Origin of the sequence: Ochrobactrum sp. EDr1-4, from assembly GCF_049199085.1 — a bacterium.
Taxonomy (GTDB): domain Bacteria; phylum Pseudomonadota; class Alphaproteobacteria; order Rhizobiales; family Rhizobiaceae; genus Brucella.
In genome coordinates this window covers 99,097-125,277 of the sequence record NZ_JBLZOF010000003.1, presented here as the reverse complement: position 1 = coordinate 125,277, position 26,181 = coordinate 99,097, and the positions used below count along the sequence as shown (strand labels likewise).

Below are 26,181 nucleotides of genomic sequence, written 5' to 3'. Positions count from 1 at the left end.
TTGGAACCCTATTCAGATCTCTACGTTCAACTAATGGAACAAGATGAACAAAGGAGATGATTATGCTTAGAACAACACTGCTGACAACGACATGTGCGCTGCTGATTAGTGGTTCGGCTTTTGCCCAGACAGCGTCTCCCGCACCGACTGAAGCTGCACCTGCCGCCGCAGAGCTTCCAGTTTCTTCCCAGAATATGTTTGGTAGCCCCCCAGCTGCAGAATCTGAAAAGATTGGTTTTGTAGAAGCAAAAGATGGCCAGCTGCTCGTTTCAAGTTTCATCGGACAGACCGTCTATGAAAGTGATGCAGCCGATGCAGCCTCTGTCGGTAATCTCAATGATCTGATCGTTAGCCCCGATGGTGAAGTTCAGGCCGCAGTTATCGGTGTTGGTGGTTTCCTGGGCGTTGGCCAGAAGGATGTGGCTGTTAGCCCCGATCAGTTGCAGCTTGCAACACGCAGTGACGGTAAGAAATGGCTCGTCATCAAAGCCACCAAGGATCAGCTAACCGAGGCACCTGCCTTTGATCGCTCGGTGCTGTTTGTTGATGGTGTTGCTGATCCTGCCGCAGCGGGAGAGACAAATGCTCCAGCCACGGATGCGCCAGCGGCTGACCCGGCCTCACCAGCGCCAATGGCTGATCCAGCCCCGGCACCGGCCGCACCTGCTGCGCCTGCCCAATAATGCGAAATACTCGTTGTATCGCGAACAAAGTCCCGGCCACTGGCCGGGATTTTCTTTGAAATGAGGCCGAAAGGTTGATTTCAGCGGTTCAGACACGTAGGACTCTTGAAAATCACCAAGCTATTCGGGAAAATATATTGTCGGAATTTTTTATTGCCCATCCTTGGGCGCAGACTGTTGCCGCCCTTACAGGTCTTTTCCTTGCGGCCTTTGTGGCAAATTTTCTCATTAAAGCCATATTGCTCAAAATTCTGGACCGGATTGTTCAGAAGACTGCTTTTGGTCAAGATGAAGAACTCAAGCAACATGGCGTGATTGCGCATCTGGCGAATATTGTTCCGGCGCTGATCATTGCGACGGGCATTGTGGCTGTGCCTGAACTTCCAGAGACCGCATTAAAAGTTATCAGCAATGTTGCCATTGCATTTATCATTCTGACGTTGGCCTTTACAGTCAGTGCGGCGCTCAGCGTTGTCGATACGCTTTATAGTCGCCGTGAAGAGTCCAAAGATCGTCCGATCAAGGGCTATGTACAGGTCAGCAAGCTCGTGATTTACCTCGTCGCGGTGGTGCTGATCATTGCAACGCTTCTAGATCGCTCGCCTGTGATCCTGCTGTCTGGTGTTGGCGCCATGGCTGCCGTGCTTATTCTGGTTTTTCAGGATACGCTGCTCTCACTCGTTGCCAGTATGCAGATTGCCTCATCCAACATGGTGCGTGTCGGCGACTGGATCGAGATGAAAAACCTTGATGCCAATGGCGATGTGGTTGAGATCGCGCTCTATACGGTCAAGGTTCAGAATTTCGACAAGACGATCACCACAATCCCGATCCGCAAACTCATCACCGAACCGATGAAAAACTATCGCGGAATGCAGCAATCGGGTGGCCGTCGCATCAAGCGCGCACTTTTCATCGATCAGGCAACAATCCGCTTTCTAAGCGAAGATGAGTTACAAAGCCTTGCCTCCATTGATCAACTGACGGGCTATCTTTCGAAGAAAGAAAAGGAAATCGCTGACTGGAATGCTAAGCTTGGCGATAAGGCAAAAAACCCGGTCAATACGCGCCGGTTTACAAATATTGGCACGTTCCGCGCCTATGTCGAAACCTATCTGCGGAATCACCCTAACGTTCACAAGGGCATGACGCTTCTCGTGCGCCAGATGGACCCGACACCAGATGGTTTGCCGCTGGAGGTCTATTGTTTCACCAACACAACCGTTTGGGCCTCTTATGAGCAGATCCAGTCCGATATTTTCGACCATCTCTATGCAGTAATGCCAGAGTTTGGTCTCTATCCATTTCAGAATCCAAGCGGTGGCGATTTCCGTAAGCTCAATCTTGTGGACCTCACTCTGCCTGCTGCAAAGCCTGAATGATTGCCGCCTGAAGTTGAGGAACCTTATATCCGGTGCGTGATGGTGTAAGGCCAAGCCGAACAATCGCCAAATTCATCGATGGAACAATGATCATGCTTTGACCATCGTGACCCGACATCCAGAAGGCATCTGCCGGAATGCCTTCTGTTCCGGCTTTAACACCTGCGGCTTGCAGCCAGGTCTGTGCTGACCCGTACCAGCCGTCAGAGGCTTTGGACGGCGCTTGCATCAGGCGAATGAAATCTTCACTTAGAAGCTGTTTGTCGCCGACTTTACCGTCATCGAGAATAAGGCGCGCGATAGACAGCCAGTCGTGTGCATTCGCATAAAGGTAAGATGAGCCAACAGGAACGCCGCTAGCATCAACTTCGAGCGTGGCGCTCGCAATACCCAATGGCTCAAAAAGCGCGCTTTGCGCGTAGGTGAGCGCTTGTTCGGGTGTATCAAAGCTTTCCATATAAAGTTTCGACAAAATGTTGGCTGTACCGCTGGAATAGTTGAATTTTGTGCCAGGTTGCGCTTCGAGCTGCAACGATTCTGCAAATTCGGTCATATTGTTTTCGAGAAACAGCATACGCGTCACATCGGTGACGCTGCCATAATCCTCATCAAATTTGAGCCCGCTTTCCATCGCCAACAAATCAGCAAGCCTGATCTTTGAACGGTCGTCGCTCTCCCATTCCGCTAAGAGATGATCGCGCTGCAAATCCATCTTGCCTTCGGCAATACGCATTCCAATCAGCGTAGCCATAACCGATTTGGTCATCGACCAGCCAAGCAAGGGGGTATTTGCATCGAAGCCTAGTCCATAAGTTTCAGCGATGATCTGGCCGTCTTTCAACACGCCAATCGCGCGCATCCCCGGCCCTGCCAGTGTCGGGTTTTCGATAATGCTTTGTATTGCCGGATTGATATTCACATCGGCAATGAGAGCTGCTGCATCCATAGGCTGGTTCAATGAAGGGCGTAAATCGACGTCGTGCACATTGGCGCAGCCAAGCCCCGGGCGATAAACGGCCTTGCTCGGTGCAAAGAAACCAAAAATATGGGCGGTAACTGTCTCGCTGGCATTATCGACTGAAACATCGACAAATTTCAGTAAAGGATGACCGGGGGCCTGCACATCAAGTGCGAGCACCTCTTGCGGATCACGATTGGCCAGAAAGACATTCGAGCAGACGATCTTGGCAGCATAGCCGCTGCCAACTTTAAGAAGTTCGGGCGGACGAAAACCAAGCCATAAGACGACAGCCAGAATAGCAAGAAGGAGAATGGAACCGGTAACTTTTAAAAAGCGCATCGCATTTCCTCTTTGATATTAACGTGACTAACTGCCTTTCGCGAGCCAGTTATCTATGCCATTCGCTGCTGCTAAGCCCGTTGCAAAACACGCGGTCAGAAGATAGCCGCCAGTTGGTGCTTCCCAGTCGATCATCTCGCCAGCGACAAACGCACCAGGCAATTTGGTAAGCATGTAATGCTCGTCGAGCTCTCGCCATTCTATCCCACCTGCCGAGGATATCGCCTCTTCAATCGGACGCGGACGGACGAGCGGAATTTTCAATGCCTTGATAGTCTGTGCCAGCTTGGCAGTATCTTTCTCACGCTGGAATTCCAACATGAGAGCTGCCTTGACGCCCGTTAACCCCGCGCCTTTTCGCAATAAATTACTGATACTTAGCTTGCTGTCTTGTCGGTTAATATCATGTGTTAGCCGTTCAAGGCTTCGCCCAGGCGCGAGATCAAGAATGAGGTCTGCATGGCCATTTTGTTGCAGCGCATCGCGCAAAGCGCTTGAATGCGCATAGACAAGACTGCCTTCCACACCGCCGCGTGTGATCACGAATTCACCCTGCGTTACACCTGCCTCGCTGGTGATGGTCACAGACTTGACCGGCTCGCCTGCGAAACGCTCGGCGAAAAAATCGCTCCAATTTACATCAAAGCCGCAATTGGCCGGACGCATCGGAGCGGACAAAATGCCCTGCTCGGTGAATGGTTCGATCCATGCACCGTTAGAGCCCAGCTTTGGCCAGCTAGCACCGCCAAAGGCAAACAGTGCTGCGTCACAGGTTATTGCTTCTATACCTGAGGGCGTTTCGATGATCAGCTTGCCATTCTCAAAACCTGTCCATTTATGGCGGGTCAGAATTTTGACACCCTGTGCTTCCAGTCGCTTTATCCATGCGCGTAAAAGCGGCGATGCTTTCATGGCTTTTGGAAAGACGCGACCGGATGAACCGACGAAGGTTTGCGCACCCAGCGCATCTGCCCAATCGCGCAAATTTTGCGGCGTGAAGTGTTCTAAGGCAGACCGGAGATGCCGATTACTCGCACCATAGCGCTGCGCAAATTGTGCGAAATCTTCGGAATGGGTGATGTTGAGGCCGGACTTTCCGGCAAGCATAAATTTGCGCCCGACGGTGGGCATTTGCTCGTAAACGCTGACGGAGTGCCCAATTGCCGACAAATGTTCGGCGGCAAAAAGCCCGGCTGGCCCGCCGCCGAAAATCGCGATTTCACGCTTACGCATGATTTTCTGCCCTGCATTCAGGCATCAATCTTCTTTCTCCAGCATTTCTTTAACAGAAGTTGCTAACTGTTTGAGAGAGAAAGGTTTTGGCAGGAAGCCAAATTTGGCATCTGCTGGAAGATTGCGTGCAAATGCGTCTTCTGCGTAACCCGAAACGAAGATGAACTTGATGTCTGGATGGGTCTTGCGGAGTTCGCGCAATAAAGTTGGCCCATCCATTTCAGGCATCACAACATCCGAGACAATAATGTCCACCTGACCATTGAGTTCTTCCAGAACCTCAAGCGCTTCAACGCCGGATGCCGCTTCATGTACGGTGTAGCCACGCGACTGCAATGCACGCACGCCGCCCATACGCACCGCATCTTCGTCTTCAACCAAAAGCACAGTTGCAGATCCAGAAAGGTCGGTTGCTTTTTCGACCTTCTTTTCTTTGACCGCTACAGGTGCATTGTCTGCCCCCTGTTCTTCAACGTGGCGCGGCAGGAAGATTTTGAAGGTTGTGCCTTTGCCAACTTCGGAATCGCAGTAGATGAAGCCGCCGGTCTGCTTGATGATGCCATAGACCATAGACAAGCCAAGCCCAGTGCCCTTGCCGACTTCCTTTGTGGTGAAAAACGGCTCGAAGATTTTTTCAAGAACGTCAGCAGGAATACCAGTTCCGCTGTCTTCGACTTCAAAGACAACGTAATCGGCTTCAGGTAGCTCACGATAATTGAGCTTGGCCGCTTCCGACGCTTTGACATTGCGTGTGCGTAGCGTGATTTCGCCACCATCTGGCATGGCATCACGTGCGTTGACAGCAAGATTGACGGCGACTTGCTCAAACTGACCAAGATCAGCCTTCACTGGCCAGACATCGCGTCCATGTTCGATCTTGAGACTAATATCCTTGCCCACCAGACGCGCCAGCAGCATACGCAGATCGGCCAGAACATCGGTCAGATCCAGAACCTCTGGACGAAGTGTCTGACGGCGCGAGAATGCCAGCAACTGCCGCACGAGTGATGCAGCACGGTTGGCATTCTGCTTGATGTTCATGACATCCGGGAACGACGGATCAGAAGCGCGGTAATTGCTTAACAACAGGTCCGACGACATGATGATCGCGGTTAATACGTTGTTGAAGTCATGCGCGATACCACCAGCCAGCTGGCCAACTGCCTGCATCTTCTGGCTTTGCGCCATCTGATTTTCGAGCGCTTTCTGCTCAGTGGTTTCCACCGCAGAAATGATCGCCGCTTCTTCGCTGGTTTCACGAAGATCGGTAACAGCACTCATATAAAAACGGATATGGCGGTCTTCGTTGCCAGGAAGCACTGTATCAACCGGCGAAATACTTGCCTGACCTGCGAAAGCTGCAGCAAGCGCCTTATTGAAGGTTTCGCGATCGCGTTCATGCACAACGTTTTCGAGTTTCACACGATTATCGACGGCATCGCGATCAACCACAGGTGCAAAAATATCGAGGAAACGCGCATTGGTGCGCAGCGTATGGCCTTCGGCATCAACGGCAGCAATGGCCATAGGAGCGGAGTTGAAGAAGCGGGTGAAGCGCACTTCGGCGGAACGAAGAGCGGCGGACGAATCTTCGCCCTCTGCGCGATCCAAAACGATGGTCCGGCTTGTGCCGCGCGTACCATCGCGGGCAGCCTGTACGCGGTGATAAAAACGTACAGCAAGGCTCTGACCATTGCGCTTGATAAGATCAAGATCGATCACGGTGTTGCGGCTGGTGCCCGGCTCTGCTTTGACGGCCTTAATAAGAGCCATGCCACTGCCCGCAACAATGTCTTTCAACGTGAGCGAGCCCGGCGTGAATTGCGTCAGGTCAACGCCAAGCCATTCGGCAAGCGTCGCATTCAGATAGATAATGCGGCCCGAAGGATCAGCTGAGAAAAAGCCTGCAGGCGCATGGTCAAGATGATTAATTGCTTCCTGTAATTCTTGAAAGAAGCGCTCCTGTTCGGCGCGTTCATCCGAAATGTCTGCGATCTGCCAAGCGACGAGCTGACCTTTATAGTCCTGTCCGCCATCAACAGGGCGTGCTTTGATGCGATACCAGACCGGAGATGCAGAGCCGTGGCTGTCACGTGAAAGGCCGCCGGAAATGCGCACTTCTTCTTGCGCGGATAGGCCATCGCGCACCGCATTTGTCAGGCGATAGATTGCGTCGGACGCAGCTGGCTCGCTTGTGAGAATATTATCGAGCGAGCGCACACCATCAGCAGCAGCGACACCTGTCATGCCGGCATAAGCATTATTTGCATAAACAATTTGGCCGCGCGCATCCGAAATCACAGTGCCTTCTGGCATCGTATCCATAAAACGATGCTCAAGATCTCGCCCGCCATGACGCTGACTGAACTCAATGAGACCTGTTGCAGCGCCAAAAAGATAGAACACGCCGATCATCGACAGAATGCCCATCAGAACGATAGCAAACCCATCGCCAAGCTGATCGCGGAACACGAAATAGACGAGTGCCGCAACCGTCAGCACAATGCCGATGACGAGCAGCCGTAAAGCTGAACTTGAGCCACGCTTCGGCATGACGAGCGGTTTCGGATAATTATTGTCCGTCGGTCGCGACATCAGGCCCACTGCCCTTTCATGCTGTTTAGCTGAACTACAAGGGCCGCAAATCGTCCCGCTGCTGTTTGTTTCAGCTTACGCGCTATCTTATTCATCAAGCAAAACCAATCACGTTCCCTGCTTCGTTTTCCAGCTTTATATCTTCTGCCAGATTTTGACGCATATTGCAGGGTATATACGATTCGCAGAATGCGTTAATCGCCTGACAGCACAAGCTTGCAGGCCTTAAAACAGCGTGAGATGGCGTGTTTTGCACTGTTTTGGCTGGGGATCATATGTTTCAGCCAAATGGATGGAACATTCCCAAGTGAGACAAATTGAATTAGTGTTGCACGAGAAATGTGTTGTCCTGTGATTTGAAGCGCGGGGAATTGTAGTTTCCGTCACGGACATTATTGGTTTTAGTATGAGAGGGTTACCCGCATGAAAGAATGGCTCAGCGGTCTTGTTGGGGAAAGTGCTGCAAACATTATCGGCTTTATCCTCATTTTTGCGATCATTCTTGGCGGAATTTTCGTTGTTCTGAGCATTATCCGGCGGTTCAGTGGCGGTGGTTTTTCCACAAACGGTCGAACAGGCCGTCAGCCACGGCTCTCAGTCATGGATGCAGCAGCCGTTGACGGGCGCCGTAAGCTGGTTCTGATCCGCCGCGATGATGTCGAGCATCTTTTGCTGATCGGTGGCCCGACCGATGTTGTCGTTGAGCAAAACATCGTCATGGAAGCCCGAGCAAATCCACGTTTGCAGCCTTCGCGTATTGAGCCGGAACATATTGAGCGGTTTCGTCAGCATGAAGCCAGTGTCACATCGGATATTGCGGAGCGTCCAGCACTTGCTCAGCCTGTCGCTCAAGTGGTCGAAAAAGACGAAGCCATTCAGCTCAACTCTCCAATTGAGCCTGTTGCCCAGCGTAAACCTGAGCCAGTTCAACAGATTGCTCCTGAAGCCCAGCAGTTTCGTGCACCTCCACGCCCGCCGGTAGCACCGCCTGTAACTCCAGTTACATCGCAGGCTCCGAAAAAAGTTGAAGCACCAGCGGTCGCTGCTCCAGCGCGTCCACAGCCGCCTCGCCCAGCTCCTAATTATCCGCCGCAGCCGCGCACAGTTCTTCCAGCTGCGCATCCGTCTGAGCAGCCGCAGTCACCTCGCTTGCACCCGGCTTATCCGCTAAGTCAGGTATCGCGCGGTGTTTTGAGCTCTACATCTGCGGCCAGTGCTGCTGCAGCTGCAAGCGTTGCAGCTGCCAACCTTGGTAATGTCACGCCAGCCAATGAACAGACGACGAACCCGCAGGCTGTTGCACCTGAAGTGAGCCCAGTTGCTGATATTGCGCCTGCGTTTAGATCAGAACCAGAGCCGATTGTAGCAACAGCAAAAGAAGAGCCTGTTGTCGTGATTGCTTCAGAGCCTGAACCACAGTTTGAAGATGATCTGGGTGATATTGGCGGCGCACTGCATGATGCCATCATGGCTGATCTTGCGACAGATGGTGTCGATATTGCAGGCAATAAAGAACCGGAAATGCTCGAAATAGATATTTTTGAAGAAGAGCTGCTTGGTTCGCTCGATATTTCTCCTAGAGGCAGCAAGCCAGATGACAGCATCGAAGACGAAATGGAAAAACTGCTCGGTGAACTCACCAGCGATGAAACCCGTAAGTTCTAATTAAATACATAATCTAAAAAGGGCGTCAGCAGAAATGCTGACGCCCTTTTTTGTTTGAGTTATAAGGCAAAGAAAAAAGGCTGCGAAAACGCAGCCTTATAAATTTCTGTTCGACTGAAATAAATCAATCGTCGCGATAAACCTTTTCGCGGCGCTCGTGGCGCTCTTGTGCTTCAATGGAAAGCGTTGCGATTGGTCGTGCATCCAGCCGTTTCAAACTGATTGGATCGCCGGTCTCCTCACAAAAACCGTAGGTCCCCTCGTCAATACGGCCAATGGCTGAATCGATTTTGGAAATCAGTTTGCGCTGTCTGTCACGAGCGCGAAGTTCAATGGCCCGATCCGTTTCGGAGGATGCCCTATCCGCCAGGTCCGGGTGGTTTGCATTTTCCTGCTGTAGCGCGTCGAGAGTTTCGCGCGCTTCGCGCAGAATATCATTCCTCCATGCAATAAGCTTTCCACGGAAGTAAGACTTCTGCCGTTCATTCATGAACGGCTCGTCTTCAGTGGGCCTATAGTCAAGGTCGATCAATTCACTCATTCTGAATTACCCCACATCTAGGAGACGCGTGCGGTATATAAGTCGATCACATCAATGACACAACATTAAACACACGCTGCTTGCTATTTTTTAGTTCATCAAAATTATGTGATTATGATGAAATTATAAGCAACTAAAATGAAAAATTTAAATTATTCGATTTTGTTTTTTGTAAAACGCTTCAAATAGGCAGTCTTGCAACTTTTTACGAAACATAATTACCGCATAAGGACAATCCTCAATCAATGCTATGCCCAATATTGCAGCAAAACTACCTGTGCATATTTATTCTTTTCATAGAAAAAGCGGCTGAAATTGAAATCCGTATCCCTATTTTGAAGCAATTGTGGCATGAAATGTGTTCGATCCTCCTCAAAATGCCTATGGGAGTCCGCTATGAGTCGTCTGTTTCTTCTTCGCCATGCCAAGGCAATCTGGCCAAAACCCGCCATGAAGGACTTTGACAGATCACTGGATGAAGAAGGCATAGCTTCACTGGATGGACTGGCAAAAGTAATGAAATCATCCGGCTCACTGCCGGACAGGATTGTGCTGTCGGCCTCTTGCCGGACTCGCGAAACAGCATTCGGTTTAGTCGAACGACTTGAGATCGATGTTGAAACGATTATTGATCAGACGATCTATAGCGGCGGGGCTGCTGAATATTTACAGGCTATCAAGAACAACTCCGGGTCAGAGCAATTAATGCTGGTTGGGCATAATCCTAGCATTGAGGATCTCGCGCTAGCGCTTGCGGGCGACGGAGATACACAAAGCATAGCGCGGCTTGAGGCAGGTTTTCCCACCGCTGCACTCGCAACATTCAAATTTGATGGACCGTTATCAGGGATTGCGCAGAAGCAGGGTTTTCTTGAAAGTTTTGTTGTCCCGCGCTGACTGCGCATTACAGCGATATTGCTGGCACCTTGTTGATATGCCTCATAAGTTCCTATCTATGGCTTTGACAGGACGTAATTTCTACGAGGGCACAATTGGTAAAACTGACCAGTTTCGGCGATGAAGCACGGATCGCACTCGACACGCTGACAGATCGGGCGACCGGCTTGATGTCTCCTTCGCTAAGGCTTGGTGTCACTGGTCTGTCCCGCGCGGGCAAAACCGTTTTCATCACGGCTCTGGTGCACAATATGGTGCATGGCGGTCGTTTGCCCCTGTTCGAAGCTTATAAATCCGGGCGCATATCGCGCTCGCAGCTTGAGCCGCAGCCAGACGATGCAGTTCCACGTTTTCAATATGAAGAACATCTTTCAGCGCTGCTTGATGAGCGGATCTGGCCGGATTCAACGCGCGCGATATCGCAGCTTCGCCTGACAATTGAATATGAAACGGCATCGGCATGGGGGCGCTGGCTCTCACCCGGACGGCTTTCTGTCGATATTGTCGATTATCCGGGCGAATGGCTTCTCGACCTGCCCCTGCTTGGCAAAACTTATCGAGAGTTCAGTGCCGATTCCTTTGCCCTTGCCAATGAGCCAACACACAAGGATCTGGCACTTGCGTGGCTTGCCGACGCGCACGCGATCACGCCTTCGCATAATGCCGATGAACTGACGGCGCAGCGGTTAGCTAAGAGTTTTACTGCCTATTTGCGTGCCGGTAAGGCCGATGAGCGTGCATTATCGACGCTTCCTCCGGGGCGCTTCCTGATGCCCGGTGATCTGGACGGTTCACCTGCCCTCACATTCGCGCCATTGCCTGATCTGAAGCCGGAAGATTTCAAAACCGGCAGTCTGGCTGCAATGATGGAGCGCCGTTACGAAGCCTATAAAACGCATGTCGTAAAGCCGTTTTTCCGCGAGCATATTGCAAGGCTTGATCGCCAGATTATCCTGATTGACGCAATGCAGGCCATGAATGCCGGTGGTGCGGTGGTTGCTGATCTCGAACGCGCAATTACCGATATTCTTTCCTGCTTCCGTCCGGGCCGTGCCAATCTGCTGACGGGGCTTATTCAGCGCCGCATTGGTCGTATTCTGGTGGCCGCCACCAAGGCAGATCACCTGCATCATGAAAGCCATGACCGTCTGCAAGCAATTGTTCGCCGTCTGGTCGAACGCGCCATTGAACGGGCGGATTTTTCCGGGGCCGACATTGAAGTTCTTGCTATGGCCGCTGTTCGCGCTACTCGCGAAGCAACTGTTAAAGAAGGCAAAGATACGCTGCCCGTTATCATCGGAACGCCGCTGAAAGGCGAGCGGATCGACGGTGAAATCTTTGATGGTGAAACAGAAACGGCTATATTTCCCGGTGATTTACCAAAGAACCCTAATGTAATATTCGAGCCATCGCTTTCGAATGATGATCCTGCCATCCGTTTTGTTCGTTTTCGCCCTCCACGTCTCGAGCGAACGGCTGAAGGCATCACGCTTTCGCTGCCGCATATCCGGCTTGATCGGGCATTGCAGTTTTTGATTGGAGATCGTCTGGCATGAGTGAGCAGCCTCCACGCAAACCAGCGGCCTTTATTGTTCAGCAACCTGCGGAAAAGGTTGCAGCGGCAGAAACACCTCGCCGCCCACGCGCCGTTACCGATCTTGAAAAAGTCGTACCAGACGTTGATGTTTTTGCGCTGAGTGAAGAAGAAGCTGCAGAGCTTGAGATTCTGGATCCGGCTTTTGAAGCGCCGTCACGTAGTCGCTGGTCGTTGAGCAAGGTTTTATTTGGTGCGCTGGTTATTCTTGCGTCCTTCGCCATTGGCATCTGGATTGAAGACCTCATTCAGGCACTCTTCTCCCGCGCTGACTGGTTGGGTTGGGCCGCATTTGGCGTGGCGATGGTAGCGCTTGCAGCATTTGTGGCAATTATTGTGCGCGAGTTGATGGCTCTTCGACGACTGGCTTCGGTTCAGCACTTGCGAAAGCATGCGGCTGATGCGGCTGAGCGCGATGATATGGCAGCTGCGCGTAAAGCGGTCGATGAGTTGCGCGGAATCGCGGCAAGCTTGCCGGAAACTGCACGCGGTCGGCAAATGCTTGATGGCCTGACTGATGAGATCATTGATGGTCGCAATCTCATTCGTCTTGCCGAGACTGAAATCCTGCGCCCGCTTGACCGTGAAGCACGTGCATTAATCCTCAATGCGTCAAAGCGTGTTTCGATTGTCACAGCTATCAGCCCGCGCGCACTTGTTGATATTGGCTATGTGATCTTTGAATCGGCGCGTCTCATCCGCCGACTGTCACAGCTTTATGGTGGGCGCCCCGGAACGCTTGGTTTCCTTAAGCTCGCGAGACGCGTCGTGGCGCATCTGGCCGTCACCGGCACGATTGCCATGGGGGATAGTGTCATTCAACAGCTGATCGGTCATGGGCTTGCATCGCGCCTCTCGGCAAAACTCGGCGAAGGTGTTGTTAATGGCTTGATGACTGCCCGTATAGGCATTGCCGCTATGGATGTGGTTCGGCCCTTCCCGTTTAATTCAGAGAAACGTCCCGGTGTTGGCGACTTTATTGGTGATATCGCTCGCTTAAACGGCGATAAGGCTGTAAAGCCAAAGGATCGTGGCTAAATAGCTTTTTATTCTGGGTAAACCTGTCAGCTTTAATGGCGATGAAAACGAAGCGTTAACCATTCGCGACGATTATAAGACGTGAATATAGGGTGCTCGAATCTGCGATCCTTGCACCATAAAACGCTCTGCCATTTGGTTGCGGCGTGTTTACAAATCATCTATTGGAAGCGTGCCCTTCAGGCAAAAATTCCGGGACAGAGCTGACTATGAAAAACACCATCGCTGCATGCCTCACGCTTCTGCCCGCATCGCTTTTCGTTGCGCCGTCTCTGGCCGCAGATAAGGATGAACAGTTTTTCCAGACAATCGAAGGACAGTGGTCCGGTCCGGGTGAAATTGTTGCCGGTAAATACAAAGGCACCAAATTCGTCTGCAATCTCGCTGGTACAACGCCTGATGCCGCAGTCGGCATGACACTTGATGGCACCTGCCGCGTTGGTGTTTTCTCGCAGGCGATGAAAGCAACAATCACACGCGATGGTTCAACCTATTCCGGTAAGTTTAATGATGGTGCAGAAGGCAAAGGCCTGAACGTTACGTCTGGTACGGTTTCCGGCAACAAGGTCGTTCTTGGGCTGAACCGCAAAGAACTGAACGGCGCTATGCTTGCTCGTGTTGCCGATAAGAACACGATGAATGTCACGGTTTCTGTGCGCGTTGAAAAAGAACTCGTCCCGGTAATCGGCATGAGCCTCAAGCGCGTTGATAATATCGCGGTCGGCAGTATCGCTAAAAACTAAAGCTATTTATTCTTCAAGCCACCAGCCCGCATCTGTGCGGGCTTTTTCTATGTCTGCGCTTGTGCATACAGCATTCCATTCGGAAACGCTTTTACCAGCGATTTCAAGTTCCGACGCAATATCATTGAGTGGAACCAGCACGAAGGCCCGATCCTGAATGCGCGGATGCGGCAGTTCAAGCGTCGCGTCATTCATGATGATCGCCTCGCCCGCCTTCGTTTCCATCGCCAGAATATCAATATCAATGATACGCGGTCCCCAGCGCTCAAGTCGCACGCGTTTGAGCGAACGCTCCACATCGAGACAGATTTCAATCAATTGAAGCGGTGTAAGCACGGTTTCAATTTCCGCACAGGCATTATGAAACCAAGCCTGATCCGTCTTGCCCCATGGCGGTGTGCGATAGACGTTTGAAACGGCGATGACGTTCGTATCGTCACGCGTATCAAGTAGCCTCAAGGCTTTCGCCATCGATGCAATAGGATCATCAATATTGCCGCCAAGCCCAAGCCAGGCGCGATAAGGCAATTCATTGCTCATCAGCGCGGATAAACCACCGTGACTTCAACATGGTCAAGCACGCCAGGAACCGGCGCATTTGGCTTACGAATGGTGATTTCGGCGCGTTTGATCTGCGGGAAACGTTCAGTCAAAGCTTTGCCGACATCCAGCGCAAGTGTTTCGATCAGATAACGCTGACGGCCAGTGATAATGTCCTGAATGACGGCGAAAGCGATGCCGTAGTGAACAGTGCCTTCAATATCGTCGTTTTCCAAGGATGAACCCGCATCAACATCGAGTATTGCATCGACATAGAAGCGCTGTCCTAGCTTATTTTCTTCGTCAAAGACGCCGTGATGCGCGAAGAAGGCGCAATTCATAATGCGGATAGTGTACACGGCTCTTTTCCTATTGTGAACTTGCTCTGCTTTGCAGGATAGCATCAGCAACTGCAAGAGCGTCTCTATTAAACGCGACATTATGAACGCGGAAAATGTCGGCACCTGCCAAACGCAGCGCTAACGAAGTTGCAGCAGTCCCTACATCGCGCTGCGAAGGCTCGGCCTGCCCTGTCATCGCTCCGATAAAGCGCTTCCTCGATGTTCCGATCAGCAGAGGATAACCGAAACGCTGCAATTCTTCCATGTGCGCCATCAGCGCAATGTCCTCATTCTGACTTTTGCCAAAGCCGAAACCCGGATCAAGCGTGATATTAGAAGCGTTGATGCCTGCCCTGCCCGCAATTTCGAGCGATTTGTTCAGAAAGGCGAACTGATCCGCAATCACGTCTGCATCGGTTTCCCGGTCACGGCTTGTATGCATGATGACAATCCCAGCACCTGTATCTTTCGCAACAGCTGCAATTTCCGGCTCTTTTTGCAGACCCCACACATCATTGACGATATGCGCGCCCGCTTCCACCGCAAGTAGTGCTGTTGAAGCGCGATAGGTATCAATCGAAATGATGCAGCCAAAATGCTCGGTCAGCGCACGAATGATTGGCACAACGCGTGCGGCTTCCGTTTCTGCATCGACATTTGTCGCACCCGGACGGGTTGATTCACCGCCCACGTCGATTATCGTAGCGCCTTCGTCGAGCATCGCTTTTGCAGCTGCCAGCGCATTATCCAGCTCAATATGCTTACCGCCATCGGAAAATGAATCCGGCGTGACGTTCAAAATACCCATGATGACCGATTTTGAACCCAATTGGAGGCTACGGCCATGGGCGAGCTGCCATTGTTTGATCATTCAATGATATTCCAATTGTTTATTAACGCTGCTGACTGAACGCTCTGCTGAGTGTGCCATTTTATGAATGCGTTATAGTTCTCTTGACGATTGCATGCCATGTTGCTCATCAATGAATTTGCAATTTTCTTTCTGGTTTATGAAGAGGTGCCGGAACATGTCTTTGAAAAAACGAGTTCTGGCATTGGGACTAGCTTTTGCCGTCATTGCTCCACAGGCGCAGGCTGCTTCGATTTTCCGTACCTTTAGCTATTATAATGTGAACGGAAAGACTGCGGAAGATCTCGACAAAGCATTATCGCGTAGCGGGCCTTTTCTGAAAAAAACCGGCCAGCATCATCCGGGTGCAGCCGAAATTCGTTTTGATGCCAAAGTTCGTTATGGTCGTGCCACAGGTCAGCAAGCCTGCAAGGTGCAGGATGTTTATGTGAACGTTCACGCTAAGGTCATGCTGCCGCGCTGGAAACAGCGCCGCAAAGCTGAGCCAGAAATCGCACTGATCTGGGATACGCTTTATCAGGATATTCGCCGCCACGAAGAAAGCCATATCGTGATTGCCCGCAGTCATGCGAGCGAAATGGAACGTGAAATACGGTCCCTACGCAGCCGCAAAGATTGCGTCACGCTCCGCGCTGACATTGATAAGGTCACGGAAAAGCTGATGGCAGCGCATGATAAAGAGCAGGAACGCTTTGATCGTGTTGAAACCATCAACTTCGAGCGCCGCTTTGAACGCTTGCTGACCTATAAGCTCGAAAAGATGGTTCAGTAGCCGAAAAGTACAAATGCCGCTGAGGTGCATCAACACATTTCAGCGGCATCTTTATATAATGCGTTCTTAGTTCTGGCGTTCTGGCACCCTGATCACAACACCATTGAGCTCGTCGCTTACACGGACCTGACAAGAAAGACGCGAATTGGGCTGCGGCTCATAAGCGAAATCCAGCATGTCTTCTTCCATAGCGTCCGGTCCGCCGACAACCTCTGTCCATTCATCGTCAATATAGACGTGACAGGTTGCGCAGGCACAAGCACCGCCGCATTCGGCATCAATCCCCGGCACGCCATTGCGAACAGCCGCTTCCATCACACTTGATCCGTTATCAGCCTCAACTTCAATGCGTGAAGCACCATCGGCAGATACGAAGATAATCTTTGTCATTTTAAGTTCCTGAACACGCGCGTTCTGCGTGTTTGATAAGCTCATGCGATGTAAAGTGATCGCTGTGAGTTCTATTAATATCTTGCAGACGCAAATACGGACTTATTCAAAGAGTTTCAACCGCCATAAGTCGCTGTTTGAGCCAACTGCGCCAATATGCCGTTATGATCACATCTTCTAACGTAAAAGCCACATTATCCGCACCTATAACTGCGCAGGTTTCCTGAACCAGGCGGCGCAGATGAATCAACCTATCAATAGTACAATATTACCAGTTCACTTTTTACGTGTAATTTTGTTAACGAATTGATGTATGGGTATTATGGTTGTAAGATGGGTGGAGGTGATTTCCACAGAATGATCGTTAACCAAAAAACGCCGCATTTCCGGGCTTTTCTGCAAGCTCCCTTTCGTTTGTTAACCTTGTATTTAAAGTTTTACATATCCTGCCCGGGCGCCTATTTCCTTAACAAGCCCGAGCCGATACGATGAAAAATGGCGGAGTAAGTTTTGTAACGGCTCTCAGTTGATCCGGCCGTCGCAGTAAAGAGTACGAGGTAGGCAAGGCTATGGCTTCTAAATCCAAGGCGCAAAAGCTCGACCATGAGGTTGAACAAGCACTTGAACATGCACTCGATATCGAATTCGGTGACGACTTTGACATCGATATGGATCTGAGTGCACTTGACGAAGAATTTTCGGTCGATGACCTCGAAGAACAGATTTCGCGCGCAGCCGAAGAACTGGTTGCTGAGCAGAACACGAAAGTGGTCGAAGCCGCGACTGTCTCTCCTGTAGACATTACCACTGAAGGAACTGCGAAGGCTGAAACGATTGCTACCGTTTCCGTCATTGCAAGCCCTGCCGCGCCGCCTATGCCGCCAGTTGTGAATGCTGCCTTCCCGTCTGCCAAGCCAGAAGCTGCCAATGTTGCGCCCAAGCCAGCCAACAAGGCAAAGCCTGCTACTCAAGAAGCAGCGCCAAAGCCCACCGCTTCGCCTGCGCCTGTTGTTGCTGCCACGCCTGCTGCAGCTCTTACACCGGCCAATGACGATTCCCGCAGCAGCCGTACAATCACTGCCGCGCCTCGCCGTATAACGGAACGCTCTTCTAAGCTTTACTGGACGACAACCGCCATGAGTGTCCTTTGGGCTGCCGGTGGCGTTGCGATCAGCAAGGCAATCAGCCCTGATGTGTTTTCAAGCCTTCAGGCAACCACGAATTTCTTTACCTCTCCTGCAGGTATTGGCGTGATGGCTGGTGTTGCTCTTCCAGTCGCGATGTTCTGGGGCTTTGCGCACATCGTAAAACGCGCACAAGAAATGCATGTTGCTGCACGCAGCATGTCGGAAGCAGCACTCAAGCTATTGCAGCCTGAAGCAGCAGCCGGTGATCGCGTATCAACGCTTAGCCAGGCAGTTCGTCGCGAAGTTGCTGCGATGAATGAAGGCATTGAACGTACGCTTGCTCGCGCTGTTGAGCTCGAAACGCTTGTCCAGTCTGAGGTCAATCAGCTTGAGCGCGCTTACACCGATAACGAAGTTCGTATTCGTTCGCTCGTGAGCGATCTTGGTAATGAACGCGAAGCCGTGGTCAGCCATGCGGAGCGCGTACGCTCTTCCATTACAGGCGCGCATGAGCAGCTTAAGGAAGAATTGTCGAGCGCTGCCAATATCATACGTGATAATGTTGCATCTGCATCTGAGCAGCTTAGCTCGCTTTTGGGCGATTCTGGTGAGCGCCTGATCAGCAGCATCAATAATAGCGGCGGTGCAATTGCTGACGCGATCGAAACGCGTACCGGCGATATTGCCACCCGCATCACGACCTCGGGCGAAGCTTTCTCGAGCCAGCTCGATTCTCGGATTACGACACTCGACCAGCAGTCACGTGAGATTTCAGAACGCGTTAGTTCGGCGCTTGATGAGCGTACTGCAGGTATTGCAACGCTGCTCGGCGGCGCAACGCAGTCGATGGTCAGCGAGTTTGATGCTCGTCTCACACAGCTCGACACAACGCTCAATGAGCGTGGCCGTTCCCTGCTCAGCGAGTTTGAAAACCGCGCGCATGCGTTGGATAGCAGCACAGAGAAGCTTAACGCGGCTCTTGAAACCCGCTCGCGTCAGATCAATGAGAACCTCATTGCGCGTACCCGTGAAATTGCTGAAACCTTCTCAGGTGGCCGCAATGCACTGAGCACGATGATTGACGAGACAAAGACCAAGATCAGCGATGATCTGACCTCGATCAGTGTTAGCGTTGGCAATGTTCTCAATGAAAATGCCACAGCATTTGCCGGCAAGCTTTCAGAAAGCCGTGATGTTCTGGCTGCGTCGCTTGAAGGTGAAACTGAACGCGTTTCCGCTGTTATTCGCGGCCATGCCGACACGCTTGCTGCCCGCACCAACGACATCGAAAGCGCCATCAACAACAGCGCTTCTGCCCTCAATTCGGCTGCCGAACATCATGCCGCTATTCTTGCTGACAGAACGAGTGTTCTTCAGGAAGAAATGGCAAACAACGCTTCGCGTCTTGATGCGACATTTGCTGATCATGCCCGTTCGCTGGATGAACGCGCCGCTTCACTTAGCGGTGTGATTGCCGGCAATCAGACTATGCTTGCTCAGCTGATGGATGAACGCACCACTGCTCTGCGCGATAACTTCAATGAAAATCGTGAAGTTCTGGCACGCACTTTCGATGAACGTGTTGCATCGCTCGAGGCACTTATTGCTGGAAATCAGCAGGAACTGGCTCGTGTGTTTGACGAGCGTTCGCATGCAATCAGCGAAACGATTGGCGCCAGCCGCGACGCATTCGAGGCGACATTTACCGATCACGTGCAGCGTGTTGAAGAACGCACAAGCGGCCTTCGTTCTGTCCTAAACGATCACAACAGTGCCCTTGCCAACATTCTTGACGGTCATGAACAGACTATTGAAGGTCGCACGGCTGCAATTCGTGAAACACTGACCGAAAGCACAGCTTCGCTGAGCCAGACGCTACAGGATCACGGCGATATTCTTTCGCAGCGTACAGCCAATCTGCACAATGCGATTGAAACCAGCAGCGATAGCATCAGCCGTGCCTTTGAAGGCCAGACCGGTATTATCGAAGAACGCACCCAAACGATGGAAAAGGCGCTTACCATTGGCGTCGACAATGTTCGCCGTGCTCTTGAACAGAGTGCGGGTACAGTTGCTGGTTCGCTGCGTGACAAGATCACAGAAGCAGCAAGCATTCTCTCCGCAGAAGCTGCAAAAGCTGGTCAGTCGCTTGATGGATTTGGTCAGAGCTTCAGCGCTGATCTCAGCACCAATCTTGCGGCTACGGAAGAACGTCTCAGCGAACGCGCCAATGCTATTGCATCGCGTATGTCTGAGATTGAATACAGCATTGCGGACACCGCTGCCAAAACCAGCGAGACGCTGGCCGGTCATGGTGAAGCTTTTGCTGCAAGCGTTGCCGAAAACTTGGCAGGCACGGAAGCTCGCCTGAATGAGCGCGCAAGCACGATTGCTGGTGGCCTTGAAGCCATTGAAAGCCGACTCACCGGCGAACTTTCAGCGATTGAAGCCCGTATTGCTGATACTGCAAGCAAGACCAGTGAAACGCTGGCTGGCCACAGCGAAGCCTTCTCGTCGAGCGTTGCCGATAATCTCGCAGGTACAGAAGCGCGCCTTAACGAACGTGCAAGCGCAATTGCTGGTGGCCTCGAAGCCATTGAAAGCCGCCTCACCGGTGAACTTTCGGCAATTGAAGCGCGTATCGCTGATACTGCAACCAAAACCAGTGAAACGCTGGCTGGCCATAGCGAAGCCTTCTCAACAAGCGTTACAGAAAATCTGTCGGGAACCGAAGCACGTCTTACCGAGCGTGCAGATGCTATTGCGACACGCCTTGGAGACATTGGTTCGCGTATCACGATGGAACTCGGTTCTGTTGAAGCACGTATCGCTCAGGTGACGGATACAACTGCTGTTACGCTTGAAGAACGCACCCGTGAACTCAACGCAGTTCTCTCCGCTCGTTCGCAGGAGATCACGCAGATCCTCAACGATACTGCGGAACCTTTGGTCCAGCGTCTGGCTGATAGCGGTCGCGGACTGGCAGAACAGCTTGAACAGGCAACCCATGCAGCAACCGATCGTCTGCGTGCGGAAAATGCTGCTCTCGTCAACGCGCTGGCTAACCGTACAGCTGAAACCATTGCTGCGGTTCAGCAGGCAAAATCCGGTCTTTCGGAAAATGTCAGTGAGCTGATTGAACGCCTCTCGGCGTCGAATGGCGAACTTGGCAAGCTGATCGATGCGGCTGCAAACAACCTCAACAGCATTGATGGCCGTCTTGTTGAAACGACAAGCAGCTTTGTTGAGAATGCAAACCGTGCTGCACAGATGTTCCAGGCATCGACTGGTCTCATTGACACAAATATTGGCACGCTGCGTGCACTCTCCGACGGAACATTGTCGCAGATTGCAGATATTGCCGAGCGCTTTGAAGATCATGGAAAGGTTCTCTCGACCGCTTCCGATATGATTAACTCGGCACAAAACGGTCTTGCTGGTACGCTTGAAGATCGTCATCTGGCGCTCGACAAGCTGGCCTCGGGGCTGGTTGAAAAGTCGGAAGGCATCGAAAAGCTGATGCAGTCGTTTGAAACTGTTGTGGCTTCTGCCTTCCAGCGCGCTGAAGGCCAGACACGCAGTTCGGCTGAGAAGATGCGCGAAAGCGTTACTGAGATCGTTGAACAGGCTTCGCAGAAGTTCTCTGCTGCTACCGACGATATTCGTCGTACAGCAACGGAAATTCGCAGTGAACTCGACACCACTCGTGGCGAACTCAAGCGCGGCGTTCTTGATATGCCAGCGGAAGCCAAGGAAACGACGAGCGCGATGCGCAAGGCAGTTGGCGAACAAATCAATGCTCTGAAAGAACTGGCTGAAATCGTCAATAAGTCAGGCCGTCTAGTTGATGTCGGCGAAAGTCGTGCAGACCGTCCGGTTTCGCGTCCAGTGCAGACACAGCGTGCAGCGCCTGCTCCGGTTCAAGCACCTGTAGCAGCACCGCGAGCGCAGCAGGCAGACGTCGCAGTTCGCAGCCGTCCGGTTGAAGCTCCAAAGGTTACACAGCCAGTACAGTCTTCTGAAAAGCCACGCGGCTGGGTTTCTGACCTTCTGGCTCGTGCATCGGTTGAGGATGATATTGCTGCGCCAGCGCAGGCACAGCCAACACAGACGCCACGTTCGCCAAGCCACGTTGTTGAATCTCTCAACTCGCTCTCGGTGGACATCACACGCGCAATTGATCATGAAGCATCGGTTGAATTGTGGGATCGTTACCGCCGCGGTGAGCGCAATGTCTTCACCCGTCGTCTTTATACCCTCAAGGGTCAGCAAACGTTCGATGACATCAAGCGTAAGTATCAGACCGATGGTGAGTTCCGCCGCGCTGTTGATCGCTACATGGACGACTTCCAGCGCCTTCTTGAAGACGTTGCACGTAACGACCGCGACAACATGGTGACACAGACTTACCTGACTTCAGATACCGGCAAAGTTTACACCATGCTTGCTCACGCAAGTGGACGCCTTCGCTAATCAAAGCGAGCATAAATCTGAAAAACGCAGCCAAAAGGCTGCGTTTTTTTATGTTCATTTTAATGATGGCTAGGGGTTTTAGCATCAACTTTATGCCAACCCCACGGCCAAGCTGATATTTAAAAAGTCAGGCCAACAAAAAAGGCAGCTCGTTTTACCGGCTGCCTTGAATATTTTAGTGTTTCGGAGGATCAGAGCGAAGAGATTGTCCAGCTGACAATTTCGCTTGCGACCTGATCAAACGCCTTGTCCAACGCGCGCACATATTCGTTGTTTGTGGTGCCATGAACCGGCGTAGAGGCGCGGAAAACGCGTGTGGCACGAACTTCGCCATTCTTGTCGTTCATCAGCCTAACAGCGATCTCTACGACCGCTGCACGCTGAGAGCCATAGGCTTGAATGCTGAATACCCGCAGATCGCTCAGGATCTGGTAGTTGATTGCCAGACCATCACCTGGACGGCCTACGCCACCGAATACGCCAGCGTTTTCATAGGCCTGCACAAGACGAGACTGAACGAGATTGGGCAGTCTGTCGCCCCATTGTGCACCTTTGAGGTATTCAATCGTGCCGGGCGCAGTGTTGACGACGATATTCTCGCTATCCAGTGCCTTCAGCGCATTGGGTGATGGCACGAGGATCTGGAGGTTCTTACGGCTAACCGATGTGCCTTGCACCTGTTGTGGCGCTGACAGGCTGAATGTGTCGAGTGGCGTCGTAGTTCCGCAACCGGCAAGCATTGTTGTCAAAAGAAGCGGAACGATCAGCTTACGATGGGATTTTGTCACGATGGAACCTGTAATGGACATTAATGACGCGCCCTTCCGTTATACTGCGGTACACTGCCGGAACCACCAAAGATCAAACGCTGTGGGTTACGTTCTAGTTCTGTAATCGCCTGCTCTACGCGCTGTACAGCGCGACGGCTGTCGCCGATCAATGCCTGAACATCGCTCAGACCTGAACCGGAGAAGCGCTCAAGATTGCTGGCAATCGGCGTGATCCGCTTGTCGAGATTGTTCGATAACTGACGGATCGATTCAAGTGTGGACTTAGCCTGTGCAACAAGACCATCCTTGTCGTCACTGGAAAGCAACTGGTCTGCCTTAGCAATAACGTTTTCAACACGTGCAGACGCAGAGTTCAAACGCTCCATCATCTGCTTTGCTTCCGACACAATCTGATTGATGTTGCCTGCGTTGGAACCCAATTCATCAATAACGTCTGCATTCTTAGCCAATGCGTCTGTGAAGGTCTTTGTATTGTTGATCGTATCGATCAGAGGGCCACGTGCTTCTTTAGCAAAGCCTTCGAGTTCACCCAGCACCGAATTTGCGCGACCAAAAATGTCCTGTGCTGTTGCAAGCAGATTGTTGATCGATGAAGGATCAGCATCAATACGAGCAATCGTATCTTCTTTGGCTGCTTCAGTAAGCAGATTAGGCTCTTCGAGACTACCGCCGTTCAGTTCAATATAGGCCTGACCAGTCAATCCCTGAAAGCCAAGTGAAGCCTTTGTCGAGCGTGTAATCGGCGTCGTCGCATTTACGCGCGTCTGTACAATAACCATGCTTGGATTGGATTCATCCAAATGCAAACGACGAACGTCACCGACCTTGATACCGTTGAAGAGAACCTGACTGCCGATGCCCAGGCCGGTCACAGAACCCGGTATACGAACGTCGAGACCAACGGAATCCCGTGCCTCGCCGTAACGCGCAATCCAATACACGAAACCGAAAGCCAGCAGGCTGACGATCAGCGTGAAAACTCCCACCACAACGTAATTGGCCTTCGTTTCCATATCTTATCCCGTCTGCATTTGGCTGTTAGGCCGACGTCTGCTCGGCGCGGAAGTGTCAATCTGACGAGCGCGCTTTCCTCGAAAATAGGATTTAACCCATGGATCATCTACAGTCAGCATGTCTTCAATGGAACCGCTCACCAGGATTTTTTTATTACCGAGTACGGCAATGCGGTCGCAAATTGCAAAAAGACTATCGAGATCATGCGTTACCATAAAGACCGTGAGGCCCATTGTATCGCGAAGATTGGCAATCAACTCATCAAAGTCGGCAGCACCGATTGGATCAAGTCCAGATGTAGGCTCATCCAGAAACACGATGTCGGGATCGAGAGCCAGCGCTCGCGCCAATGCTGCACGCTTAATCATGCCGCCTGATAACTCAGATGGGAACTTTTCAGCCGCATCAGGGCTGAGACCAACCAGATCGATTTTAAGGCGTGCCAGCTCATCCATGAGTTTAGGCGGAAGATCCAGATATTCACGCATAGGAACCTGGATGTTCTCAAGGACGCTAAGAGCTGAGAACAAAGCGCCGTGCTGAAACAGCACGCCCATACGCATGTCTATAGCCATTTTCTCAACATCGGTCAGCTTATCGATATTATTTCCTAATATCTCAATCTGTCCTGCCTGCTTTTTATTCAAGCCCAAAATGGTTCGGGTCAGCACGGATTTACCTGAGCCAGATGGCCCGATAAAGCCGAGAACCTCGCCTTTGTAAATATCGAGTGAAAGATTATCGAGCACAGGTGCGCGACCGCCAAAACCAACGGTAACATCCCGCACCGAAATGATCGGTACAGGCTGATCGTTGTTGCCAACGTCCTGCAAATGCGGCTGATTATCTATACTCGTCTCCATGAATATTCTTTATCCGAGCTTATTGCGAGACTGAACCGCGAGAAACGGCTTTCTTCAGTTTTATCCCTTATTGTGTCCGAAAGACCCCATAAAGTTGCAAAACTAAAAGGTTAGAAGTCAATTGCGGCATAGAACATCGCAAACATGCCGTCTACGACAATGACAACGAAGATCGATTTAACGACCGAAGCTGTCACGCGGCTACCCAGTGATTCTGCACTTCCGCCGACTTTCATTCCTTCAACAGAAGCAAGTATGCCGATGATGAGTGCCATGAACGGAGCTTTGATCAAACCCGCGAAATAGGTGTTGAGTGCAACGGCATCATGCAAGCGACTGATGAAAGCTTCCGGCGAAATATTTGAGTAAAAGTAAGTAACTGCGGCTGCACCCACCAATGCCGACAAATCAGCGATAATCGTCAGAAGAGGCAGAATCACCACCAAGGCGACAAGCCTTGGAAAGACAAGGACGCCCACAGGATTAAGCCCGATTACTGTGAGTGCGTCGGTTTCCTCCCGCATCTTCATCGAGCCTATTTCAGCTGTGATCGCACTGCCCGAACGACCGGCGATCATAATCGCAGTCAGGAGCACGCCCAACTCACGCAGGACGAGAATACCAACCAGATCGACGACAAATATTTCCGCACCGAAATAGCGCAACTGAAAAGCGCCCTGCTGTGCAATGATTGCACCAACAATCGTGGACATGAGGACGATGATCGGGATTGCACCGACACCCATCCGATCAATCTGCTTTACAATCGCCGGAAATGGGATGCCACTGCCGCGCCCGGCTTTAAGCTGCGCGCCGCGAATGGTTGCCCCCAAAATGTGCATCGCCATCAGGAAGTCTTCGTAAACCGAGGCGACGCCTCGTCCGATAGAGTCCAGCATTTTGATGAGAAAAAATGGCTTTTTCGCTGGCTTTACATCTAGGGTACGCTCAACCGAATTGCCGACTTCTTCAACGAGCGGCAGCCACGCAGGTCTGACGCCTTCCAGATGAACATCGATATTCTGAGAAACCAGCCTCTGGCGCAGGCGTTCAATCAACCAAGCGCCAGCTGTATCAAGTCCCGCAACATTCGTTGCATCGATAATAATTGAATGCGAGCCGCCAACATTTTCCAGCTCACGCATCTTCTTGTCGACAATACCAATAGTTTGCGAAACCCAGCGTCCGCTAAGATTTACGAGGCGTGCGCCATCATGCTCGGCCAAATCAATCTTTGGCGCGACATCAGAAGCAGCACTTGCTTTGTCGGCAGTGTCGGTCAACATGGCCTAACCTCTTATACGAGTCGGTTCACGACCGAAATACTG

General features: G+C 51.7%; 20 protein-coding genes and 1 pseudogene. 9 read left to right on the top strand and 12 right to left on the bottom strand.

Features of this window, described 5'->3' with window-relative positions; all coding sequences use genetic code 11:
* Positions 1 to 62: 62 nt before the first annotated feature.
* Together ACOZHT_RS11640 and ACOZHT_RS11635 are read left to right on the top strand one after the other, a co-directional pair.
* On the top strand, positions 63 to 683 hold the full coding sequence (locus ACOZHT_RS11640) for a PRC-barrel domain-containing protein (protein ID WP_339508761.1): 621 nt from the start codon (positions 63 to 65) through the stop codon (positions 681 to 683).
* Between the two features lie 137 nt (positions 684 to 820).
* The gene (locus ACOZHT_RS11635) at positions 821 to 2,065 is read left to right on the top strand and encodes a mechanosensitive ion channel family protein (RefSeq protein WP_339508760.1); all 1,245 of its coding nucleotides are present in this window, start codon (positions 821 to 823) and stop codon (positions 2,063 to 2,065) included.
* Here ACOZHT_RS11635 and ACOZHT_RS11630 read toward each other — a convergent pair.
* The 3 genes from ACOZHT_RS11630 to cckA are packed head-to-tail and all read right to left on the bottom strand — an operon-like array spanning position 2,037 to position 7,193.
* Positions 2,037 to 3,365 carry a serine hydrolase gene (locus tag ACOZHT_RS11630; protein ID WP_339508759.1) on the bottom strand — a complete coding sequence of 443 codons (1,329 nt, stop codon included), beginning with the start codon at positions 3,363 to 3,365 and terminating at the stop codon, positions 2,037 to 2,039. The genes ACOZHT_RS11635 and ACOZHT_RS11630 overlap by 29 nt on opposite strands.
* A gap of 27 nt (positions 3,366 to 3,392) precedes the next feature.
* The gene (locus ACOZHT_RS11625) at positions 3,393 to 4,598 is read right to left on the bottom strand and encodes a TIGR03862 family flavoprotein (RefSeq protein WP_421565788.1); all 1,206 of its coding nucleotides are present in this window, start codon (positions 4,596 to 4,598) and stop codon (positions 3,393 to 3,395) included.
* Between the two features lie 24 nt (positions 4,599 to 4,622).
* Positions 4,623 to 7,193 (bottom strand): cell cycle histidine kinase CckA, encoded by a 2,571-nt coding sequence (cckA, locus tag ACOZHT_RS11620; RefSeq protein WP_339508757.1) that lies wholly within the window; start codon positions 7,191 to 7,193, stop codon positions 4,623 to 4,625.
* A 423-nt stretch (positions 7,194 to 7,616) separates the two neighbouring features.
* On the opposite strand from cckA, the gene ACOZHT_RS11615 reads away from it, so the two are divergent.
* Complete coding sequence (locus ACOZHT_RS11615; RefSeq protein ID WP_339508756.1) at positions 7,617 to 8,858, top strand: flagellar biosynthetic protein FliO; 1,242 nt, start codon at positions 7,617 to 7,619, stop codon at positions 8,856 to 8,858.
* A 124-nt stretch (positions 8,859 to 8,982) separates the two neighbouring features.
* On the opposite strand, the gene dksA is transcribed toward ACOZHT_RS11615, so the two are convergent.
* Positions 8,983 to 9,399: an RNA polymerase-binding protein DksA gene (gene dksA / locus ACOZHT_RS11610; protein WP_250040726.1), complete on the bottom strand. Its 417-nt coding sequence runs from the start codon at positions 9,397 to 9,399 to the stop codon at positions 8,983 to 8,985.
* A 396-nt stretch (positions 9,400 to 9,795) separates the two neighbouring features.
* Between dksA and ACOZHT_RS11605 the strand changes: the two genes are divergently transcribed.
* From ACOZHT_RS11605 to ACOZHT_RS11590, 4 genes are all read left to right on the top strand, one after another.
* Entirely contained in the window at positions 9,796 to 10,296 is a 501-nt protein-coding gene (locus ACOZHT_RS11605; protein ID WP_339508755.1) for a histidine phosphatase family protein, read from the top strand.
* A 95-nt stretch (positions 10,297 to 10,391) separates the two neighbouring features.
* Positions 10,392 to 11,852 (top strand): YcjX family protein, encoded by a 1,461-nt coding sequence (locus tag ACOZHT_RS11600; protein WP_339508754.1) that lies wholly within the window; start codon positions 10,392 to 10,394, stop codon positions 11,850 to 11,852.
* The gene (locus ACOZHT_RS11595) at positions 11,849 to 12,928 is read left to right on the top strand and encodes a YcjF family protein (protein ID WP_421565787.1); all 1,080 of its coding nucleotides are present in this window, start codon (positions 11,849 to 11,851) and stop codon (positions 12,926 to 12,928) included. Before ACOZHT_RS11600 ends, ACOZHT_RS11595 begins: the two co-directional genes overlap by 4 nt.
* Positions 12,929 to 13,137: 209 nt before the next feature.
* The gene (locus ACOZHT_RS11590; RefSeq protein WP_250040729.1) at positions 13,138 to 13,671 is read left to right on the top strand and encodes a hypothetical protein; all 534 of its coding nucleotides are present in this window, start codon (positions 13,138 to 13,140) and stop codon (positions 13,669 to 13,671) included.
* Positions 13,672 to 13,677: 6 nt separating this feature from the next.
* Here the strand turns inward: ACOZHT_RS11590 and folK are convergent, their stop codons facing one another.
* Genes folK through folP form a run of 3 tightly spaced genes read right to left on the bottom strand, consistent with a single transcriptional unit; the run spans position 13,678 to position 15,423 of the window.
* The gene (gene folK, locus ACOZHT_RS11585; protein WP_339508752.1) at positions 13,678 to 14,211 is read right to left on the bottom strand and encodes a 2-amino-4-hydroxy-6-hydroxymethyldihydropteridine diphosphokinase; all 534 of its coding nucleotides are present in this window, start codon (positions 14,209 to 14,211) and stop codon (positions 13,678 to 13,680) included.
* Positions 14,211 to 14,570, bottom strand: coding sequence for a dihydroneopterin aldolase (gene folB / locus ACOZHT_RS11580; protein WP_310010102.1), 360 nt, complete (start codon positions 14,568 to 14,570; stop codon positions 14,211 to 14,213). The genes folK and folB overlap by 1 nt, the downstream gene beginning before the upstream one ends.
* A 10-nt stretch (positions 14,571 to 14,580) precedes the next feature.
* Positions 14,581 to 15,423: a dihydropteroate synthase gene (gene folP, locus ACOZHT_RS11575; RefSeq protein ID WP_421565786.1), complete on the bottom strand. Its 843-nt coding sequence runs from the start codon at positions 15,421 to 15,423 to the stop codon at positions 14,581 to 14,583.
* Between the two features lie 157 nt (positions 15,424 to 15,580).
* Between folP and ACOZHT_RS11570 the strand changes: the two genes are divergently transcribed.
* Positions 15,581 to 16,195: a DUF922 domain-containing Zn-dependent protease gene (locus ACOZHT_RS11570; protein ID WP_339508750.1), complete on the top strand. Its 615-nt coding sequence runs from the start codon at positions 15,581 to 15,583 to the stop codon at positions 16,193 to 16,195.
* A 66-nt stretch (positions 16,196 to 16,261) separates the two neighbouring features.
* Here the strand turns inward: ACOZHT_RS11570 and ACOZHT_RS11565 are convergent, their stop codons facing one another.
* On the bottom strand, positions 16,262 to 16,585 hold the full coding sequence (locus ACOZHT_RS11565; protein WP_250040736.1) for a 2Fe-2S iron-sulfur cluster-binding protein: 324 nt from the start codon (positions 16,583 to 16,585) through the stop codon (positions 16,262 to 16,264).
* A 488-nt stretch (positions 16,586 to 17,073) separates the two neighbouring features.
* Between ACOZHT_RS11565 and ACOZHT_RS11560 the strand changes: the two are divergent.
* Positions 17,074 to 22,098, top strand: a pseudogene (locus ACOZHT_RS11560) (hypothetical protein); the annotation flags it as partial.
* A gap of 278 nt (positions 22,099 to 22,376) precedes the next feature.
* On the opposite strand, the gene ACOZHT_RS11555 reads toward ACOZHT_RS11560, so the two are convergent.
* From ACOZHT_RS11555 to ACOZHT_RS11540, 4 genes are all read right to left on the bottom strand, one after another.
* Positions 22,377 to 22,994, bottom strand: a complete 618-nt coding sequence (locus ACOZHT_RS11555; RefSeq protein WP_339508748.1) for an ABC-type transport auxiliary lipoprotein family protein — start codon at positions 22,992 to 22,994, stop codon at positions 22,377 to 22,379.
* On the bottom strand, positions 22,994 to 23,989 hold the full coding sequence (locus tag ACOZHT_RS11550; protein WP_339508747.1) for an MlaD family protein: 996 nt from the start codon (positions 23,987 to 23,989) through the stop codon (positions 22,994 to 22,996). Before ACOZHT_RS11550 ends, ACOZHT_RS11555 begins: the two co-directional genes overlap by 1 nt.
* 3 nt (positions 23,990 to 23,992) lie before the next feature.
* On the bottom strand, positions 23,993 to 24,853 hold the full coding sequence (locus ACOZHT_RS11545; protein ID WP_421565785.1) for an ABC transporter ATP-binding protein: 861 nt from the start codon (positions 24,851 to 24,853) through the stop codon (positions 23,993 to 23,995).
* 110 nt (positions 24,854 to 24,963) lie between these two features.
* A complete protein-coding gene (locus ACOZHT_RS11540) occupies positions 24,964 to 26,139 on the bottom strand; it encodes an ABC transporter permease (RefSeq protein ID WP_339508745.1) in 1,176 nt (391 codons plus the stop codon).
* Positions 26,140 to 26,181: the final 42 nt, after the last annotated feature.

Bases quoted from the DNA above. Each gene is read 5' to 3' on its own strand.
- ACOZHT_RS11615 (WP_339508756.1), top strand. From the start codon at position 7,617: ATGAAAGAATGGCTCAGCGGTCTTGTTGGGGAAAGTGCTGCAAACATT.
- ACOZHT_RS11640 (WP_339508761.1), top strand. From the start codon at position 63: ATGCTTAGAACAACACTGCTGACAACGACATGTGCGCTGCTGATTAGT.
- ACOZHT_RS11605 (WP_339508755.1), top strand. From the start codon at position 9,796: ATGAGTCGTCTGTTTCTTCTTCGCCATGCCAAGGCAATCTGGCCAAAA.
- ACOZHT_RS11570 (WP_339508750.1), top strand. From the start codon at position 15,581: ATGTCTTTGAAAAAACGAGTTCTGGCATTGGGACTAGCTTTTGCCGTC.
- ACOZHT_RS11630 (WP_339508759.1), bottom strand. From the start codon at position 3,365: ATGCGCTTTTTAAAAGTTACCGGTTCCATTCTCCTTCTTGCTATTCTG.
- folP (WP_421565786.1), bottom strand. From the start codon at position 15,423: ATGATCAAACAATGGCAGCTCGCCCATGGCCGTAGCCTCCAATTGGGT.
- cckA (WP_339508757.1), bottom strand. From the start codon at position 7,193: ATGTCGCGACCGACGGACAATAATTATCCGAAACCGCTCGTCATGCCG.
- ACOZHT_RS11565 (WP_250040736.1), bottom strand. From the start codon at position 16,585: ATGACAAAGATTATCTTCGTATCTGCCGATGGTGCTTCACGCATTGAA.
- ACOZHT_RS11595 (WP_421565787.1), top strand. From the start codon at position 11,849: ATGAGTGAGCAGCCTCCACGCAAACCAGCGGCCTTTATTGTTCAGCAA.
- ACOZHT_RS11545 (WP_421565785.1), bottom strand. From the start codon at position 24,853: ATGGAGACGAGTATAGATAATCAGCCGCATTTGCAGGACGTTGGCAAC.
- folK (WP_339508752.1), bottom strand. From the start codon at position 14,211: ATGAGCAATGAATTGCCTTATCGCGCCTGGCTTGGGCTTGGCGGCAAT.
- ACOZHT_RS11625 (WP_421565788.1), bottom strand. From the start codon at position 4,598: ATGCGTAAGCGTGAAATCGCGATTTTCGGCGGCGGGCCAGCCGGGCTT.
- dksA (WP_250040726.1), bottom strand. From the start codon at position 9,399: ATGAGTGAATTGATCGACCTTGACTATAGGCCCACTGAAGACGAGCCG.
- ACOZHT_RS11555 (WP_339508748.1), bottom strand. From the start codon at position 22,994: ATGTCCATTACAGGTTCCATCGTGACAAAATCCCATCGTAAGCTGATC.
- ACOZHT_RS11590 (WP_250040729.1), top strand. From the start codon at position 13,138: ATGAAAAACACCATCGCTGCATGCCTCACGCTTCTGCCCGCATCGCTT.
- ACOZHT_RS11550 (WP_339508747.1), bottom strand. From the start codon at position 23,989: ATGGAAACGAAGGCCAATTACGTTGTGGTGGGAGTTTTCACGCTGATC.
- ACOZHT_RS11540 (WP_339508745.1), bottom strand. From the start codon at position 26,139: ATGTTGACCGACACTGCCGACAAAGCAAGTGCTGCTTCTGATGTCGCG.